Annotated in this window: 19 protein-coding genes; 5 read left to right on the top strand and 14 right to left on the bottom strand. The window is 40.9% G+C overall.

The features are described from left to right. Window positions 1-3: 3 nt before the first annotated feature. The 11 genes from FTU75_RS15320 to FTU75_RS15275 all read right to left on the bottom strand — a co-directional run bounded on the left by FTU75_RS15320 (window position 4) and on the right by FTU75_RS15275 (window position 9,289). Entirely contained in the window at window positions 4-810 is an 807-nt protein-coding gene (locus FTU75_RS15320) for an ABC transporter ATP-binding protein (RefSeq protein ID WP_180116342.1), read from the bottom strand. Between the two features lie 312 nt (window positions 811-1,122). Beyond that, on the bottom strand, window positions 1,123-1,935 hold the full coding sequence (locus tag FTU75_RS15315) for an ABC transporter ATP-binding protein (protein ID WP_180116341.1): 813 nt from the start codon (window positions 1,933-1,935) through the stop codon (window positions 1,123-1,125). Window positions 1,936-1,954: 19 nt separating this feature from the next. Further along, on the bottom strand, window positions 1,955-2,716 hold the full coding sequence (locus tag FTU75_RS15310) for an ABC transporter permease (protein ID WP_180116340.1): 762 nt from the start codon (window positions 2,714-2,716) through the stop codon (window positions 1,955-1,957). A 10-nt stretch (window positions 2,717-2,726) separates the two neighbouring features. Continuing rightward, a complete protein-coding gene (locus tag FTU75_RS15305) occupies window positions 2,727-3,575 on the bottom strand; it encodes an ABC transporter permease (protein ID WP_180116339.1) in 849 nt (282 codons plus the stop codon). Between the two features lie 27 nt (window positions 3,576-3,602). Continuing rightward, on the bottom strand, window positions 3,603-4,667 hold the full coding sequence (locus FTU75_RS15300; protein ID WP_180116338.1) for an ABC transporter substrate-binding protein: 1,065 nt from the start codon (window positions 4,665-4,667) through the stop codon (window positions 3,603-3,605). 29 nt (window positions 4,668-4,696) lie between these two features. Continuing rightward, window positions 4,697-6,163, bottom strand: coding sequence for a hypothetical protein (locus FTU75_RS15295; RefSeq protein ID WP_180116337.1), 1,467 nt, complete (start codon window positions 6,161-6,163; stop codon window positions 4,697-4,699). 13 nt (window positions 6,164-6,176) lie between these two features. Beyond that, a complete protein-coding gene (locus FTU75_RS15290; RefSeq protein WP_180116336.1) occupies window positions 6,177-6,392 on the bottom strand; it encodes a molybdopterin-binding protein in 216 nt (71 codons plus the stop codon). A gap of 110 nt (window positions 6,393-6,502) precedes the next feature. After that, window positions 6,503-7,204 carry a Crp/Fnr family transcriptional regulator gene (locus FTU75_RS15285; RefSeq protein ID WP_180116335.1) on the bottom strand — a complete coding sequence of 234 codons (702 nt, stop codon included), beginning with the start codon at window positions 7,202-7,204 and terminating at the stop codon, window positions 6,503-6,505. 120 nt (window positions 7,205-7,324) lie between these two features. Continuing rightward, window positions 7,325-7,675 carry a TauD/TfdA dioxygenase family protein gene (locus FTU75_RS18535; protein ID WP_373685881.1) on the bottom strand — a complete coding sequence of 117 codons (351 nt, stop codon included), beginning with the start codon at window positions 7,673-7,675 and terminating at the stop codon, window positions 7,325-7,327. Further along, on the bottom strand, window positions 7,641-8,264 hold the full coding sequence (locus FTU75_RS15280; RefSeq protein WP_257223806.1) for a TauD/TfdA family dioxygenase: 624 nt from the start codon (window positions 8,262-8,264) through the stop codon (window positions 7,641-7,643). The genes FTU75_RS18535 and FTU75_RS15280 overlap by 35 nt, the downstream gene beginning before the upstream one ends. Before the next feature lie 194 nt (window positions 8,265-8,458). Then, on the bottom strand, window positions 8,459-9,289 hold the full coding sequence (locus tag FTU75_RS15275; protein WP_180010800.1) for an SDR family oxidoreductase: 831 nt from the start codon (window positions 9,287-9,289) through the stop codon (window positions 8,459-8,461). Window positions 9,290-9,513: 224 nt separating this feature from the next. Here FTU75_RS15275 and FTU75_RS15270 point away from each other — a divergent pair, with 224 nt between their 5' ends. The 3 genes from FTU75_RS15270 (at window position 9,514) to phoR (ending at window position 12,519) form a co-directional block, all read left to right on the top strand. Beyond that, a complete protein-coding gene (locus FTU75_RS15270; RefSeq protein ID WP_111885789.1) occupies window positions 9,514-10,197 on the top strand; it encodes a TetR/AcrR family transcriptional regulator in 684 nt (227 codons plus the stop codon). 229 nt (window positions 10,198-10,426) lie between these two features. Next, a complete protein-coding gene (phoB, locus tag FTU75_RS15265; protein ID WP_078194048.1) occupies window positions 10,427-11,137 on the top strand; it encodes a phosphate regulon transcriptional regulator PhoB in 711 nt (236 codons plus the stop codon). Between the two features lie 23 nt (window positions 11,138-11,160). After that, a complete protein-coding gene (gene phoR, locus FTU75_RS15260) occupies window positions 11,161-12,519 on the top strand; it encodes a phosphate regulon sensor histidine kinase PhoR (RefSeq protein ID WP_078191505.1) in 1,359 nt (452 codons plus the stop codon). Here phoR and FTU75_RS15255 read toward each other — a convergent pair. The 3 genes from FTU75_RS15255 to FTU75_RS15245 all read right to left on the bottom strand — a co-directional run bounded on the left by FTU75_RS15255 (window position 12,516) and on the right by FTU75_RS15245 (window position 14,759). After that, on the bottom strand, window positions 12,516-13,193 hold the full coding sequence (locus tag FTU75_RS15255) for a glutathione S-transferase family protein (RefSeq protein WP_180116334.1): 678 nt from the start codon (window positions 13,191-13,193) through the stop codon (window positions 12,516-12,518). The two genes, phoR and FTU75_RS15255, sit on opposite strands and share 4 nt — an antisense overlap. A 151-nt stretch (window positions 13,194-13,344) precedes the next feature. After that, a complete protein-coding gene (locus FTU75_RS15250) occupies window positions 13,345-13,743 on the bottom strand; it encodes an OsmC family protein (RefSeq protein WP_180059666.1) in 399 nt (132 codons plus the stop codon). A gap of 68 nt (window positions 13,744-13,811) precedes the next feature. Next, entirely contained in the window at window positions 13,812-14,759 is a 948-nt protein-coding gene (locus FTU75_RS15245) for a pirin family protein (protein WP_078194052.1), read from the bottom strand. A gap of 392 nt (window positions 14,760-15,151) precedes the next feature. Between FTU75_RS15245 and FTU75_RS15240 the strand changes: the two genes are divergently transcribed. Together FTU75_RS15240 and FTU75_RS15235 are read left to right on the top strand one after the other, a co-directional pair. Next, on the top strand, window positions 15,152-16,327 hold the full coding sequence (locus FTU75_RS15240) for a GGDEF domain-containing protein (protein ID WP_180116333.1): 1,176 nt from the start codon (window positions 15,152-15,154) through the stop codon (window positions 16,325-16,327). A 143-nt stretch (window positions 16,328-16,470) separates the two neighbouring features. Further along, window positions 16,471-17,805: a GGDEF domain-containing protein gene (locus FTU75_RS15235; RefSeq protein ID WP_257223813.1), complete on the top strand. Its 1,335-nt coding sequence runs from the start codon at window positions 16,471-16,473 to the stop codon at window positions 17,803-17,805. The last annotated feature ends 23 nt before the right edge of the window (window positions 17,806-17,828 follow it).

Below are 17,828 nucleotides of genomic sequence, written 5' to 3'. Positions count from 1 at the left end.
TCCTTACCAACTAAACTGCCCTGTCGCATGAAGCAACTGCTTGGGATGAAGGGCATTCAGTTCAGTTAAGATCTGTTTCTTTAACTGCTGTAAGCGAGAGTCGCTTCGTTTACGGGGTGCATGAAATGGTAAGCTCAATATACGTTTTACCCGTCCCGGATTTTCTTGCATGACCACCACAGAGGTACTCAGCAGTAAGGCTTCTGCCACATCATGGGTCACCAAAATCACCGTCATTTTTCGGCTTTGCCAAATTCGCTGCAGTTCGTCTTGTAAATGTTGACGCATTAAGGCATCAAGACAGGCAAATGGTTCATCTAAAAGTAAAATTTCAGGTTGATTGACCAAACTTTTGGCAATCGCGACTTTGAGGTTCATCCCTGCGGAAAGCTGCGATGGATAAGCATCTTTAAATGCGGTCAAATCAAGCAGTTCAAGCTGATCTTGAATACGCTGATTTTCTTCTTCTTTGCTTAAAAACGTCTGATGTAATGCCATACGGATATTTTCTGTGACACTCAGCCATGAAAACAAGCGATGATCTTGGTACACAATACTGAGACCTTGTGCATTTTCGAGATGCTGTTGTCCACCAATCAAAATCTGTCCTTTGTGGTGTTTTTCTAAGCCCATCAGTAAGCGTAGTAAAGTGGATTTGCCACAGCCTGGATTGCCAATGACACTGACAAAGTCACCGCTATGGATATCAAGGTTAATATCTTCGAGTACCAGTACATGTTGATTCTGTTCAGTGCGGTAACTTTTATGTAATTGTTGAATGGAGATTCTACATTCAGGTTGCTCCGTCATTTTAAAAGTCCTCTTGTTGAAGCTTAAATGGGTCTTATGGAAGATTGAAGCAGAAGCCTTTCAATTCCATCTTCATCGTCACTTATGAAGAAGTGAGTCTTTAGACTATAAAGGACTTTTATGCACGGATTTATCTTGATTTTTCATTAGGTTATTCGATTGAATTTGATGATTTATCTATGTTTAATAAGTCTTTATTTTTCAAATAATTCCAAAAGAAATACAATCAATAGACTGTACTTCCTTCACCAAATCACAACAAAGCTCCATATATAAAAAAACCCGCTTTCGCGGGCATTGTGGGCGTGGGCATTACCAAGCCAATTTGTATTGTTCTAGCTCATGCGGTACCGTCTCTACATGCTCTTGGAAATCACGCAAAATATCATTTTTAATGGCTGCCAAACGATAATCTTCGCGTTTACGTGGTCGTGCCAAATCCACATCAACAATGCGTTTAATCCGTCCCGGATGCGGTTGCATCACCACCACACGATCACCTAAAAGCACCGCTTCTTCCACATCATGTGTGACTAAAATAGAAGTGATTTTTTCAGACTGCCAGATACGCTGTAACTCTTGTTGCAAGTTCGCACGCGTTAAAGCATCCAAAGCACCAAACGGCTCATCAAGCAATAAGATTTGTGGTCGGTTGACTAAGCTTCGTGCAATCGCTACACGTTGACTCATACCACCCGAAAGTTGACTTGGATAAGCATGTTTAAACTGGCTGAGTTGTACCAATTCAAGGTGATAATCAATCAGTTCTTGCTTTTCGGCTTTGCTTAAGCCTGATTTTTCCAGTGCCAATGCTACATTTTGTTCCACATTCAACCATGGAAATAAGCGGTGATCTTGGAACACAATCCCACGGTCTAAACTGGTGCCTTGAATCGGTTGACCATCAATTAAAATTTTGCCTTGAAAAGCTGCATCTAAACCTACCAGTAAGCGAAGCAGTGTCGATTTACCACAACCACTGTTGCCCACAATACTAATGAATTCGCCCGGCTGAATATTCAGATTAATCTGATCTAAAACTTGCAGCTCTGCGCCATCTTTCGGGAAGAATTTGTCGAGTTGCTGAATTTCGACATGTCCCTTAACATTTACCTGTTGATTCATTTTCTTTTCTCACATCTTGTTATTTCTGCACGGACTGACGCCAGCGTAGGTTATAGTTCTCAAAAAATTGTGCGGCTTTGGAAAATAACAATCCAACAATCGCAATAATCGCCATACCGTACAGCACCACTTCCATCTGGAACAGGTTCTGACCATCCATAATTGGATTGACCACACCCACGGCAGATACAAAGAAATATTCCGCACCGACTGTTGCTACCCATGAAAATACTAAAGCGATATTGAGTCCTGCAAAAATGCTCGGTGCTGCCGCTGGTAGGATCACTTTAAAAAAGGTGCGTATTGGACTCAGCTGAAAAATTTGTGCGACTTCTTTAATTTTTACAGGGACATTTTTCACACCATCATAGGTGTTAAAGAACACGGGATAGAACACCACCAAACCAATAAACATCACTTTAGATACTTCACCATGTCCAAACCACATGATCATGAGCGGAATCCAAGCAAAAACAGCGACATGCTTGATGGCATTTAAAGTCGGTGAGAACACGCGATCAAGCCAAATATTAAGCCCCAGCAACAACCCGAATGCTGCACCAATCAGACCACCTGCAATAAAACCTGCAGTATTACGAAGCAGACTGGCGATGATATTTTCAGTGACTTCACCCGCCTGCCAACTCTCTAAAAATGCTTGCCATACCGCTTGTGGTGCAGCCAATAACGCAGGATCGACCCATTGTTTGGCGGTCACTAATGTCCAAACTGCCAACAGCACCAAAGGAATGACCCAGCCACGATAATCGAATTTTTTCATATGATCTGCCCTACCTTGCCTGATCCCAACCGGAAAATTGTCTTTGTAAAATGCGAATGGCAAAGTCAAATGCAAATCCCACAAGACCAATCACCACGACTGTTGCCATGACCACATCGAGTTGGAAGATTTGACGCCCATAGACCATCACATAACCAATCCCTTCACTCGAAGCCAACAGTTCTACAGCAACCAATGCTCCCCATGAACTGGCCAGTGACAAACGTAAGCCACCAATAAAGCTCATAAATGCGCCCGGTAACACCACGTTTTTAAACTTCGACCAAGTCCCCAATTGATAGACCTCAGCCACTTCGGTCAATTGCTGAGGGATATTACGCACACCTTTAAAGACATTAATGGTCATTGGAACCAAAGCCGCTTTGGCAATCAGAATAATTTTTAAAGCTTCATCAATACCCACCAACAGCACCAAGAGTGGAATCCAGCCCACTACGGGCACCAGGTTAATCACTTTAAAGGTTGGCCAAATATAAGCCTCTGCAGTACGCGACAAGCCCATGGTCAATCCCAATGCCAACGCAATCAAAATCCCAGCACTAAAGCCATATCCAATACGGCTTAAGCTGACGCTCAGATTGCTCCAAAGCTCACCCGATTGATACAGATCTTTTAAGGCAACTCCGACCAACTCGGGTGCAGGGAGCAATAATGGATTGACCCAACTTTTTTCGACAGCCATATGCCAGACATACAGCAAAAAGGTTGGGAAGATCAGACCGATCCCCCAGATCAATATTTTTTGCTGTTTTAGCCATTGGAGCAAAACTTGTCGCTTTGAAATGGTCTTAGGGTGTTCAACTGCGTTGGGGGCATCAAGTTCGATTTCATGTAACATCACAATACCTCCTTTTAACGGTCAAAATTACTGACCGTTCGCATTCAGCGGTTTCCAGAAGTTTTGTAAGTTTTGGCTCTTTAATGCATTGTTGAGGTACTTCGGTTCAATCCATTGATCAACATCGATATTGCCACGAATTAATTTTAGCTCTTGGCCTGCTTTCAGTTTTTGTTTGATTAAATTGACGTTATACGCATCAAAAATTGGTGCACTATGACGTTTTAGATCAACACCTTCATTGGCACGAACAAAAACGTTATAAGACAATCCCGATTTCGACCATTGTTTAAATAAGGCTTCACGATTGGCTGAATTTGCTTCCCAAGCAGCTTGTTTGACTAAGACATTGACAACACGCTGTACAGTTTCTGGATATTTTTGCTCAAATTTTGAATTAACTAAAATATAACCTGAGCTTTGATATTGAGCAGGTTCTTTCTTCGAACTGTAGATCAGTTTCGCAATACCACGATCAATCACAGGGAAAATCGACTGGTTAGTAAACAGCGCATCTAAGTCACCACTTGCCAATGCTGAATAGCCCACTGGACCATCGACATTGACAAAGCGGAAATCTTTTTCGGTAAAACCATATTTTTTAATAATTTGGTTGAGTGCTAAATGCACACTGGTACCACGGAAGAAACCAATGCGCTTGCCTTTTAAATCTGCCCAGCTTTTTGCAGATGAACCGGGTGGCACGACCAAATAAGTATTGTCATGTGTCCCCCCGACCAAAATCAGTTTGGTATCTAAACGGCTGGCTTTGCCAATCAATGCAGGCAAATCACCCAACCATGTAATATCGACCAAACCATTGGCATAGGACTCATTAATGGCAGGACCTGCTCCTTTAAAGTTATTCCACTGAATTTTAATACCATCTTTTTGGAATTCTTTTTCGAGCAAACCTAAAGTTTGAGTCGTTGCATAATAACTACCATAGCCTACTGGACGATTTCCACTTCCAACCAAAGGAGAAGCCAAACGAATCACTGTCGGTTTTGCTTCAGCATATACCTGTACTGCGGGTAAAAGAGTTGCTGTAGAGAGAAGGCCAGCAAATACCACTTTTGACCATTTAAACATGGGAAGAATCCTCAAAAATCTTGTAAACATTAGAAGCCGTACTGAAACTGTGCGACCAATTCGTTGTAGCTCTTGTTAGTAATGTCGTTATTGACGTGGTTTAGGTTGATCTGAAACTTCGTGGTTTCAGCAAAAAAGGCGTTTAAACCCAAGGTATGGATATCAATGGTTTGATTGGCACGACTTGTATCGCGGTCAATCGAGTCATAGCGATAAAAGGTTTGATAAGACTTCGGCCACCAATCGTCATAACGTCCTTGATTACGGAAGCCTTTGACAAACTGCTCACCAAAGTTCCAGAATAAGGTGCCTGTATGTGACTCACTCTCACGCTTATAGGTCGGAGCAGCTGCACTGACATAAGTCTCATCTTCGCCTTGGACATATTCATAGGTGACACCAAAAGGATGGTGGTTATAGTAGATATCGAAACCTTTACGTAGGATATCGCCCTTACCGGCAAAGGCTGCATTGGCACCGCTTAAGTCAAATAGGTTGCTCTTACCTTGATACCAAGACACGCCAAAACTCAGCTCACGTAACCAAGAGTTATATTCCGCAGGTAAGGTATAGCGCAGACGGCCGATGAAGTTTTTGTCATCGTTATCATCAGATTTGTTTGCGCCATTGCCATTAACTAGACCAAAGGCATAACTAATCATTGGCGAACGGTAGTTATAGCCATAATCCACGGTTGGGAAGGCATCACCACGCACAATCAGACCGACTTCACGCAGTGCCAAACCATAGCCATAGCCTGGTAAGCTAAAGAGTGCATTGTTAATTGTTGGCTTCAAGTCTTCTGTGGCTTGGACTTCCTGACCAAATGGCAATAATTGCTGACCTAAGGTCACGCTTAAGCGTCCTTTATCCGCACTTAAGGTTGGTAACACTTGATAAGTCAATTGTGCATCAAGCAAGTTTAGATAACTGTTATTGGTTCCTGTTTGTGGTGAAGTACCAAAACGTAAGTTAAAGTCGAGGTTTTTGCCTTGCTCATAATCTTTATACAAATTACCAATGAAACCAATTTGCACCGCCCCTAAGTCAAAGGATGAATGACGATCATTGACTGCTGCACCGATATTATTGCCGACTGGCGCACTGCGCTGTGCTTCATCTATATAAGACGCTTTGGCTTGCACTACACCATTGATCAGCAACTGACGGGTAGATAACGCAGTTTTGGTTTCACGATCACGTTGTACTTGATATTTATAGTTTTCTAAATCGCTTTGCAGACCTTGTAACTCGGTACGGGTTACAAAGCTTTGATCATCTGCATTTTCACTTTCATCTAGGTTTTGTTCATCTGTCACAGCAGCCGTGTCTTGTTGTTGAAGTTGACTTAACTGTGTTTTCAGTTGTTTTAATGATTGTTCTAATTGGCTGACTTGCTGCTGTAATTGTGTGACATCTGTATTGGCATGCGTCAGTGCAATGCTTGCAGTGAGTAGGCTAAGTACAGCAGTTCCCTGTTTAAAATATCGCTTCATGGAATGTACACACCTACAGTTTCGCAAGTGACACATCGGTCGATTTGATTAATACGATGACTTGACTACCAATTTGCAAATCCAGCTCTTCTACAGAACGTGTGGTAATGACTGAAGTAAACACTCCAGATGCGGTCACCACATCTACTTCTGAAACAACATCTCCCTTTACAATTTCTTGAATTGTGCCTTTTAATTGATTACGTACATTAATAGATTGAATCGTCATTTTTAATTCCTCTTGTTTTGCTTGGATTAAATATGACCGATTTTTAATATACGCAAAAATAATATAAATAGATTTTAATATCTTATTTTATCAAATCTAAAAATATTATTTTAAATCCACTTAATCTGATAATTTAAGTACTCTTTGTTTTTAATAAAAATATTTTCATATTGCCAAATAAGGACATTATTCGCGACCAATTGCTTTATTTCTTTATTGATGGTTTGGCGTGATGCTGACAATAAATCTGCTAAGTCATGCTGGGAAATTTTTAAGCTAATTTCAGTGCCAAGAGGATGCTGAACACCGTATTGCAACGATAAATCATGCAAGACTTTACAGACTTTTTGATGTAAGTTCGCGACTTGTAAAAACTTAACCTGCTGGATGAGGTACTGCATTCTCAGACTTAAAATCTGTAATGCATCTTGCTTTAAGTCATTGTTATGCTGTATTTCTTCGGCAAAAATATGCTGTGGGATTTGTAAAACTTTAACTTGGTTAAATGCATAATAATCATAGTCGACCACTTGTGCATTGAGACAAGGCAATAAATTAATCAGATGCTTTTCTGAATAATAATTAAAGGCGTGAAAACGCCCCGATGGACTTAAATATCCAATTTGGATAATTCCATCAAGCAGAATATATAATGCCGATCGACAATTTTCTTTATTTAAAATTAAATCGCCTTTTTGATATTTTCGAACAATTGCATGTTTTAAAATATATTGAACTTTCTCATCAGAGACATTTTTAAATATATTTTTTAATATGTGATAATTCACATTATTAAAATCCTGAAATTTCATAAACTGATCCACCTAAATATTTAAAAATGTATATTAGATGGATCATGTTTTACTGACGAATCATTTATTCTTAATTCATTAGCACTTTATATGTATAGTTTTTAATCTAAATTAAAAACCTTATGAAACTTTTTCATAAACCTGGCCTTCGCTATAGCGCAAATTGCTAATATCTTGCTTTAACTCTTTACGAACCTGTTGGCTTGGACGACCATCAACACCAACTGGCACATCACCTTCTAAAGTCACACGACGTACCACACGGTGTTGATCACCATAGTCGTTAATTGCACGGTGCTGGGTTGCACGGTTGTCCCAAATCGCGATATCCCCCTCACTCCAGCGCCAGCTCACAATGTTTTCAAGTTTTTCAACATAGCTTTGGAACAAGTCAAATAAACGACGAGATTCAGTTGTGCTATAACCGACAAAGTTTTTAAAGAAGTGCCCCCAAGAGCAATGTTTTTTCACCTGTTTCAGGGTGTACACGGACCAATGGGTGCTCTGTTTCATATTCAGTTGAGTTAAAAAGGTTTTTATATTTCTCCAAAACCTCTTTCGGTACACTTGCTTTTGCTGCGTAATCAAAATTGTTGCTATGAATAGCACGTAGGCTGTCTGCAAGCGTTTTAAGTTCGTCTGGTAAGTCATTATATGCAGTTGTGGTATTTGCCCATACAGTGTTTCCACCGACTTTAGGGGCCACCACACTACGCAGTACAGACGCTTTTGGATACGCGTCAATAAAGCTGATATCTGTATGCCAACTGTCAGCACGTGCTCCGCGTGAATCGATTTCTAAAATATGTGCTGAACCGTCTTTAACTGGCACTGTTGGGTGATTCAATGGCGTACCTAAACGTGCTGCAAATCCTTCTTGAGCTGCGTCATCTAAGTGTTGCTGATTTTTAAAGAAAATAGCTTTATGTTGCAATAATGCTTGGTTAATATCATGTACCACTTCATCGCTTAAATCAGCTGAAAGTTTAACGCCTTGAATCTCTGCACCAATACGACCACCAATTGGGTTGACTTGGATGTGTTTGTATTCGAATGTCATGATGTATTCCTCAATCTATAATTATTTGTTAGACCATATGTCTGTGAAATCATCATGCCGATTCGACTTATCTAAATCTGTCAAATAATTGACACTCTTATGCACCATTTCCGATTTATAAAAAATTTTCGCTGCTTTAGAGCATAAAAAAAACCCACTGACGTGGGCTCTTTTCAATCGATTATAATTACTGCTTATTGACCAAATTTAGTCGCCATCGCTGTTAATTTTTGATAACCCGTCGGTAGCAAACGTTGAATTAAATCAATCGCTTTTGCATCATTACCAATCAATAAACGGCGCTTATCTTTTTGTACTGCTGCAATGATTTGACGAGCCGCTTCTTCAGGTGGACAACGCAAGAATTTATTAAACGACTGTGCCGATTTTTGTGGGTTCATGCCTAAACTTTTCAAGCTGTCATTCATTTTTGCGGCATTGGCAATATTGGTACGAATCCCTCCCGGATGTACACATAGCGCACTCACGCCACAGTTTTCAATATCCAATTCTTGGCGTAAAGATTCGGTAAAGCCACGTACTGCAAATTTAGTGGCATTATATGCCGACTGTGTTGGCTGTGCTGTTAAGCCAAACAAGCTGGAAATATTGATGATATGACCTTCACCACTTTGCTTGATATACGGTAAAAATTCTTTGGTGCCATAAACCACACCCCAGAAGTTAATATTGACAATCCACTCCAGCTCTTCATAGCTTGCGCCTTCAACGGTCGTGCCCAATGCCACTCCCGCATTGTTAAAAATCATATTCACCGAACCATGATCTTTAACGGTCTGTGCTGCCCATGCTTTCATTGCCGCAAGGTCTGACACATCGAGTTTTTGCGTGGTTACACGTACATTGCTGGCTTTAACCAATTCAACGGTTGCCGCTAGACCCTGTTCATTCACATCGCTTAAAGACAGATGACAGCCTTGTTTAGCCAAAAGCACTGCCAATTGCTGACCAATACCTGAACCTGCACCTGTAATGGCAGCCACTTTATTTTTGAAGTTTTTCATTGTGATTCCTTATTCCTTTATGCTGCCGCTTGGCTTTATCACAGCGTGATCTCATTTGCCAATGTGTGCAGTTCGTCAACTTAATATAGTTTTGACAATACATATTGTCAATGTCATCTTAGGACGTGCTAAGCTGTTGAAATCGCCAATGCTTAAACATAGGTTTAAACTGAAATTATTGCTAAAATAAGACAAAATTCTGCTTTAGTTCAGCGTATATTTTCATGACAGATGCAACAAATCACACAGAACAACAACAGGCAAAAAATGTGAAGGAACGTCAATTTAAAGGGCTTTCTCTCAGTGAACGTAAGCAAGCGCGACGTGAAAAACTGATTGAAGCCGGTATAGAAGCCTATGGTACACATGGCTTTTTTTCAGTGACTGTGAAAGATATTTGTTTGGAAGCCAAGCTGACCGAACGCTATTTTTACGAATCATTTAAGAAAAGTGAGCAACTGTTCCAGACCATCTTTTTAAAATTAATCGATGAACTGCAACAAAATGTGATGCAAGCCATCATGCAAGCATCTACCGATTCTAAAAAAATGATTGAAGCGGGTTTAACCGCCCTATTGTTAACTTTAAAAAATAATCCCCGTATGGCGCGCATCATTTACATCGATGCCATGTTGGTACAAGAGCTACATAACCAAGCCACAATTCATGAAACCATGATGCGCTTTGACCGTATGATTCATGCCTTTGTCATGCTCATGATGCCGAATATTGATCGTTCAGAACGCGAAATTTCAATGGTCGCAACAGGTCTCAATGGTTATGTCACCCAAATCGCGATTCGCTGGGTCATGAGTGGTTATAAACAGCCGATTGATGAAGTTTTATCGTCATGTAGCGTGGTCTTTTTGGCCTTGTTGGATGCTTTTTCTGAAAAACCCAGGAAATAAATTCTGAGCTCAACACTGATCTTTACAATTTTTTGAATGATTTTTTTGTGACAACAACATGATGCAAAGCCCATGTTGTTGAATATTTCAGGATTTAAATTGTCACAATTTCTTTCTAAACCCCAATGAAAGATCATTTTTGCAATGATACTGTCATAATTAATCTTTGTAATAAGCCTGTCATAAATATAAAACGGTCTACCGTTTACATAAAATAGGGTATTGCGCTGTGAAAGATGACTATATTTTAATCGTCGACGACGAACTCCCGATTCGGGAAATGATCCATACTTCACTGGATATGGCTGGTTTTCAATGTCAGCAAGCTGAAGATGCCAAACAAGCGCACCAAATGATTGTGGATCAGCGTCCTGCACTGATTTTATTAGATTGGATGATGCCTGGCGGCGTGAGTGGTGTAGACCTATGTCGTCGTTTAAAACGCGATGAAAATTTGTCAGAGATTCCAGTCATCATGCTCACTGCGCGCGGCGAAGAAGACCATAAAGTCCAAGGTCTAGACGCGGGCGCAGATGACTACATGACCAAACCATTTTCCACCCGTGAGTTGGTGTCACGCATTAAAGCGGTGCTACGTCGCTCAAATGCATTGGGGGGTGAAAAAACCATTGATGCCAATGGTTTAATCCTCGATCCAGTCAGCCAACGTGTCAGCTTTGGTAACACCATTTTAGATATGGGACCGACTGAATATCGTCTACTGGCCTTCTTCATGACTCATCCTGAACGTGCCTATACCCGTGCTCAATTATTAGATCAGGTTTGGGGTGGAAACGTGTATATTGAGGACCGTACCATTGACGTGCATATTCGTCGTTTGCGTAAAGTTCTTGAACCTTTCCAAGCCGATCGTTATGTCCAAACTGTTCGTGGTACAGGTTACCGTTTCTCTACCCGTGCAGACGCTGTGATGGGTTAGTCATTTTAGGTCTTTAATTTTCTATGTACGAACCGTATCCCGTCCCTGAACTTGCCAGTGAACATAAAAAATTCCGTTACAGCAGTTTATGGACTTTTGCCAAGCAGGATTTGAGACTTCTGGCATTTTTCCTACTCATTGCTGCACTCATCGGCTTTGGTATCGGGTACTTATGGATCTGCATCTTAATCGCCTTTGCAGTGTTCTTTGCATTGCAAATGCGTTCGCTGTACTTGGTCAACGAATGGATTTCAAATCGTCCCTATGATGTCCCGCCAAATTTAGACGGTATTTGGGGGGCTTTGCTCTTTAATGTATACCGTGCGCAGCGTCAAGAACGCATTGTACAAGCTGAAATGGTTGGTCTGATCGACCGCGCTCAATCTTCCTTGGTGGCACTTGCTGAAGCTGTGGTATTGATTGATGAATTACACCAAATCGAATGGTGGAACCCTGCCGCAGAAAAGCTTTTGGGGATTCAACAGCTCGATCAAGGGCGCAATATTTTAAGTATTTTAAGACAGCCTAGTTTTATCGAATACTTTACCAATATCGATTTAGCCCCCGATGGTTTAAAAATGAAATCATCGGTACTTGAAGACCATTATGTACAAGTCAAATTAACCCGTTTTGGTCGCGAAAGTCGTTTATTGGTGGCTTATGACGTCACGCGCATGCATAACCTTGAGCAAATGCGTAAAGACTTTGTCGATAATATTTCACATGAGCTACGCACACCACTTACGGTTTTAAGTGGCTATATCGAAACCTTTACCGATCAGGAAGATTTAAATCCACGCTGGAAACGCGCATTCGATCAAATGCAGTCTCAAACCCGCCGTATGAATGCTTTGGTTAATGACTTGTTATTATTATCTCGTCTGGAAAATGATAAAAAAGTTGCTAAAAATCAAATCATTGAAATGCCCAGCCTAATGAACCAACTATATGACGATGCACATGCTTACAATGTAGATTATGGACATACACTGAATCTCGAGATTGATAGTCACTGTGACCTGATCGGATCAGATATGGAATTGGCGAGTGCCTTTAGTAACCTCATCACCAATGCAATTAAATACACCCCCAAAGGCGGTACTGTGACCATTGGTTGGCATGATGATGGTACGCATGGTTATTTTACCGTTGAAGATACGGGTATCGGGATTGACCCGAAACACTTACCCCGTTTAACGGAACGGTTTTACCGTGTGGACAGCGCACGTAGTCGCCAAACGGGAGGAACAGGTTTAGGTCTTGCCATCGTGAAACACGTTTTGATGCAACATCAGGCACACCTTGAAATTGAGTCCAAAGAAAACCGTGGTTCGCTGTTTAAAGTCGTCTTCCCTAAAGAACGCTTGTATCATGTGAGCTAAGCAGAATCATCCTGCCGGTCTTGCTGTGCTTCCAACTGTTGTTCTTGTTGTTTGGCACGGCGATATGCAGGACGCTGTTGCATCCGTTGTAAGAAAGCCTGAATTTGTGGATATCGCCCTTGAGTTCTGGTCATGACGGCTTCTAATGGAAACGTCATCTGAATATCCGCAAAGCTAAACGGTCCCGCAAAATATTCATTTTCCGCTAAATGTTTTTCTAAAAACTCGATATGTTCTTTTAAGCGAGGTCGTACAAAACCTTTTTTGACCCCATCACAAATACGATTAGCGACGGGTTTGATGACCCAAGGTACATGGCGTGGCACATTGCTCATGACCAACTGCATCACCAACAACGGCATTAGAGAACCTTCGGCATAATGCATCCAAAAGCGATATTGTTGTTTTGAATGTTCCGCCTTGGCTGCAAAAAAATCATGCCGATCATACTTCTCTTGTAAATACTCCAAGATCGCTGCAGATTCTACCAAGACCAGTCCATCATCCTGCAATATGGGCGACTTCCCTAAAGGATGGATGGCTTTAAGCTCAGGGGGAGCAGACAAATTTGGCTGGCGCAGATAAAACTGAACCTGATAATCCAGTCCTAATTCCTGCATTGCCCATAAAATACGAAATGAACGAGATTTTTCTAGATGATGTAGCACCCGCATGGGTTCATCTCCTATATGAAGTCTAAAATTTTCTTATTTCTGGCATGCCATTATTATTTTGAAGTAGTTAAATCATAAAAAGTGTCAGATCACTGCTTGGATCTGTATCAAAACTAAATTTTGCACATTACAGTAGCGACCTGCATTTAAATTAAACTAGAGTGGTTTTAATGTCTACACTGCGCAATAAAGTTTTTGTCACTGGAGTTTTTTCACAAATGGACAAGATCTTTTGCTCTAATTCTGCATCCAAGGATGTTTGAAAATGCAGGCGTCGCTCAACCCATTCAGCACCTTCACGGTTCGCACAAAAGTCTGCCTCGACACTAAACTCCCCCAATTGGATTTGTTTATGTGCTGCATACATGCGCAAGGTAATCATGGTGCATGAAATTAAGGATGCGCACAGTAGGTCATACGGTGCTAAACCTAAGTCCCCACCGCCAAATGATTCGGGCTTATCGGTAATAAGTTGATGTTTTCCACTCTGAATTTCACCTGACCACGGTGCTTGTAAGGTGTTTACTGTTGCCGTTGCGACGATACCCATAATGACTCCCTCATGGTTATGCCGCACCATTTTCACCACAGGTACGGCTGTTCATTTTTATTTTTAAGTTAACGTGATGGACGCATTTTATCAGGGAAAGCCGGTGCTTCTAGTCGTGGACCATCATAGTCTGGAATAGAGCCAAAACGTTCGTCCTGATTAATCCACTGCTCACGGGCAATATTCAATTCTTCTTGTGTGCGCCCCACAAAATTCCACCACAGCAGAATCGGTGATTCAAAAGGTTCACCTCCTAATAATAAAACACGGCCACCTGCATGTAGGTCAATTTTGACTTGGGTTAAGCCCGGCTCAAGTACCACCATATTGTCTTCATTTAGCTCGTGACCATTGATACTGGCAGTCCCTTCGAGGGCCATAAAGCCATATTCAAATTTTGGATTGAGCGGCAGGACGGTACTTTGACTTTCCGAACTACGCAGATCGACACCCAATAATTCACTATGTACTTTTACCGGCGATTTAGTCTGTAAAAATTCACCCACCAAGACCGTCAATTCAATCCCGTCTTGTGTCACCACAGGCAACTCTGGGTAATGGTCAAACTGAGGCGCCATATTGATTTTGTCATCTGGCAATGCAATCCAAAGCTGCGCAGCATGCATTTGTGTTTCAGACTCTGGAGCAACCTCAGTATGCGAAATACCATAACCCGCTGTCATGAGATTGACTTGTTTGGGCTGAATTAACTGATGTGTGCCCAAACTGTCGGTATGCATCATGGTACCATCAATCATCCAGGTAAACGTTTGCAAACCAATATGTGGATGTGGACCGACATCTAAGCCATCACCTTGCGGAAAATGCACTGGACCGGCATGATCAAGGAAACACCATGCACCAATCATCCGTTTATGCCGACTTGGTAAAGCACGTTTAATCACTGTGCCTTGACCAATTTCAGCACGGCGCAGTGGAAATTCTTGAATGAACTGATTGACGTATTTTTCACAATCGTCGGAATGAGATATTTCTGTGTAATTGGTATTGGTCATATTCTTACCCTAAATTTGGCTAAGCCGAAGCAAGGACTACCGGCTAGAGCTATGCATTTTTTCCATTATATCTGCATTAACTCCATCTTCTTCAGCTGTCATTAATACGCTGAATCACAGAGATAGGACAATCGTTTTTTTGTTGCCTAATATGACATACAGCATAACAATTTTCGATGCTTATTTAGACAATATCCAATGCGAAATTACTTGTTCAAATCACGTGAAATGTAAATTTAAGTAACACAAATTAACACTCACTTTAGACCAAACAATACCAAATAATTCACAAATCATTGAAATAACGTGTTTAATTTTAAATAAAAATGATATAGATTATTTTAGTTACATAAACTTACATACAAACCATGCTCACCCATCGGTAATCTTGCATGATTAATGAGTATAAGAAAGAATCACGTGCACTGATCCAAAAAGCCTTGAAAGGAACCGTTGTTCGTGTTCCTGCTCAATTTCGTCAAGAATTTTTCCACTATCATCGTCATCAACTTTTTAAATTCTTTTTGCAAGTCAACATCGTTGCACAATTGGCCTATCTCTCTTATGCCATAGCGGATTGGTTTATGTTGCCCGATGTGGGTTTGCTCGCGATAGGCTTAAAAACGGCCTATACCTTACTGATGATGGGCATCACATGGGGCATTTATACATATAGTAAGAGCATTTTACTCTTTGACTTGATGCTTCCTCTATCGATCGTTGGTGCTTCTGCGCTGTGGTTTAGCCTACTCAATTTATCCAATAGCCCCGATGTGCCGATCTATTTATATGCATCTTTGGTTTTTATTGTGTTAGCCAATTTATGTGTGCAAATCCGCTTTAAGGCTGCTGTGCTCATTTCTCTATGTATCAGTCTAATTTTACTGATTGGGGTATATTTCGCCATTTCTGGCAATATCCATCAACTGCAACTGTTTATCTTGATCTATTCGCCCGTGTTGTTATTTAGTTTGTATATCAGTTGGAATTCAACGCAAAAATCCAGAATTGTATTTTTACACAGTAAACTCGATCAGTTGAACCGTGAAGCGCTCAATATTATGGCGCATACCGACGTGCTGACCGGCTTAAACAATCGCCGTCAATTTATTCAACTTGCCAATTATCATATTCATCATCAGTCCAAACCGTTACAGCCACTTTCATTACTGATTTTTGATGTCGACAAATTTAAAAATATTAATGATCAGTTTGGGCACTATATTGGTGATCATGTTTTACAACAAATTGCCGAAACGTGCCGACATACTTTACGTAGCCAAGACATCATTGCCCGCTTCGGCGGGGAAGAATTTATAATTCTTTTACCGCAGACACACCTGCGTCAGGCTCAAGATATTGCCGAACGTCTACGACGGGCAATAGCCGATGATTATTTAGAACTTGATACACTACAAAAACTTAAATTTACCGTTTCAATTGGTGTTGCCGAATTTGGTCAAAAAAACCGAGATTTACAAAGTGTAATTCGCATGGCCGATCAGGCACTTTACCAAGCAAAATCTGCAGGACGCAATCAAATTTCAACTTATAAAACAGCAAGTTAATAATATATTTTGTAACATTCATCAGACGATTTTTTATCATTCATTCGAAAAATCCCTAGTTTCAGGTAGATATTTTTGTATATTTTTTATTCATAATTTTCTTAAGCCATTTATGGAGAAGGGACATGTCTGTTGATGTACGAATGAGTTCTCGGACTAATTCGTCTGCTCAGGAAGTTCGTAAAAATCATAATCATACTTTGAAACTTTCTGAGTGTGATCTTGCCAATCGTGCCGAGATTGAACAAGCCATTGCAGATCCTTTTGCACGTATTCCTAAGCAGTTTAGAAACTATTTTCTACAACATCAGTATGCCCATCAGTTACCTTATTTACGTCAAGTGAATTACATGGCGCAGATTACATTTCTTCTTTATTTCTTTGCTGACATTTTTATTATCCCTGACATGTTCTTTTGGTCAGGTCTTTCTCGAGTGGCCATGATTATTGCTGCCCTATTGGTCAGCTTCTATCTGTTTAAATACAAAAAAGATATTCGTGTGCTCGATATGATCTTACCGATTGGTACGGTCTGTAGCACCGCGATTTGGATTGGCTTATTACTGGCTTCAAATAGCCCAATGGTCTCGTCCTATATCTATGGTGCAGCGATCTTTATCTTGATTGCCAATGTCTGCGTACAAACACAATTTAAGCCCGCCTTGTATTGTTCGGGCCTCATTTCGCTATTGGTGTATTTTGCGGTGAGTCAGCTTTTATTATGGCAAGAAGCACTGATTTTTGTGGTGGTGTCTATTCCTGTTTGGATGATCAGCCTGCATATGAGTTGGAACAATACACTCAATGCACGTCGTCATTTTTTACGTACCTTGCTTGACGACTGGAATATGCATACGCTGAAAAATCTTGCGCATACAGATGAGCTCACCCAGTTATACAACCGTCGTCAGTTTGTTCAGTTGGCTGAGCACCGTATCCATGAATGGCCAACGCCTGCAAGTACTTGCTTACTGATGTTTGATGTCGATCATTTTAAACATATTAATGATAATTATGGGCATGATGTTGGTGATCAGGTGCTGCAATGTATCGCTGAAACCGCCCGCAAAGAAATGCGCCAAAAAGATGTCTTGGCCCGCTTTGGTGGTGAAGAATTTATTGTGCTTCTGTCTGAAACGCAAATACAGGATGCAATGTTGATCGCGGAACGTATTCGTCTAACGCTTCAAAATCAATCATTGCTGAATGTCGCAAATCACCCGATCCAATTTACCGTCTCCATTGGTGTTTCACAGCTTAAATCACATAAGCAAAATTTAACTGAACTGATTAAGCAAGCGGATATTGCGCTGTATCAGGCAAAAGAAAATGGCCGTAACCGTGTAGAGCGCTATGATTCAAGCATGAAACCCGAACGTAAATCGACGAAATCTTGGCAGAGCTTTACCCATAAAGCGAAGCCTAAAGCTGAACCGAATAATGAAAGCGATAGTAGTTGGTCAATTGTTTATAAATAGAATGTTGAAATAGAAAAAAGGAC

The sequence above is a fragment of the Acinetobacter sp. YH12140 genome (assembly GCF_013418475.1).
GTDB lineage: Bacteria > Pseudomonadota > Gammaproteobacteria > Pseudomonadales > Moraxellaceae > Acinetobacter > Acinetobacter amyesii.
The sequence above is the reverse complement of the archived record's forward strand: the minus strand, read 5'-3'. Positions and strand labels throughout refer to the sequence as shown.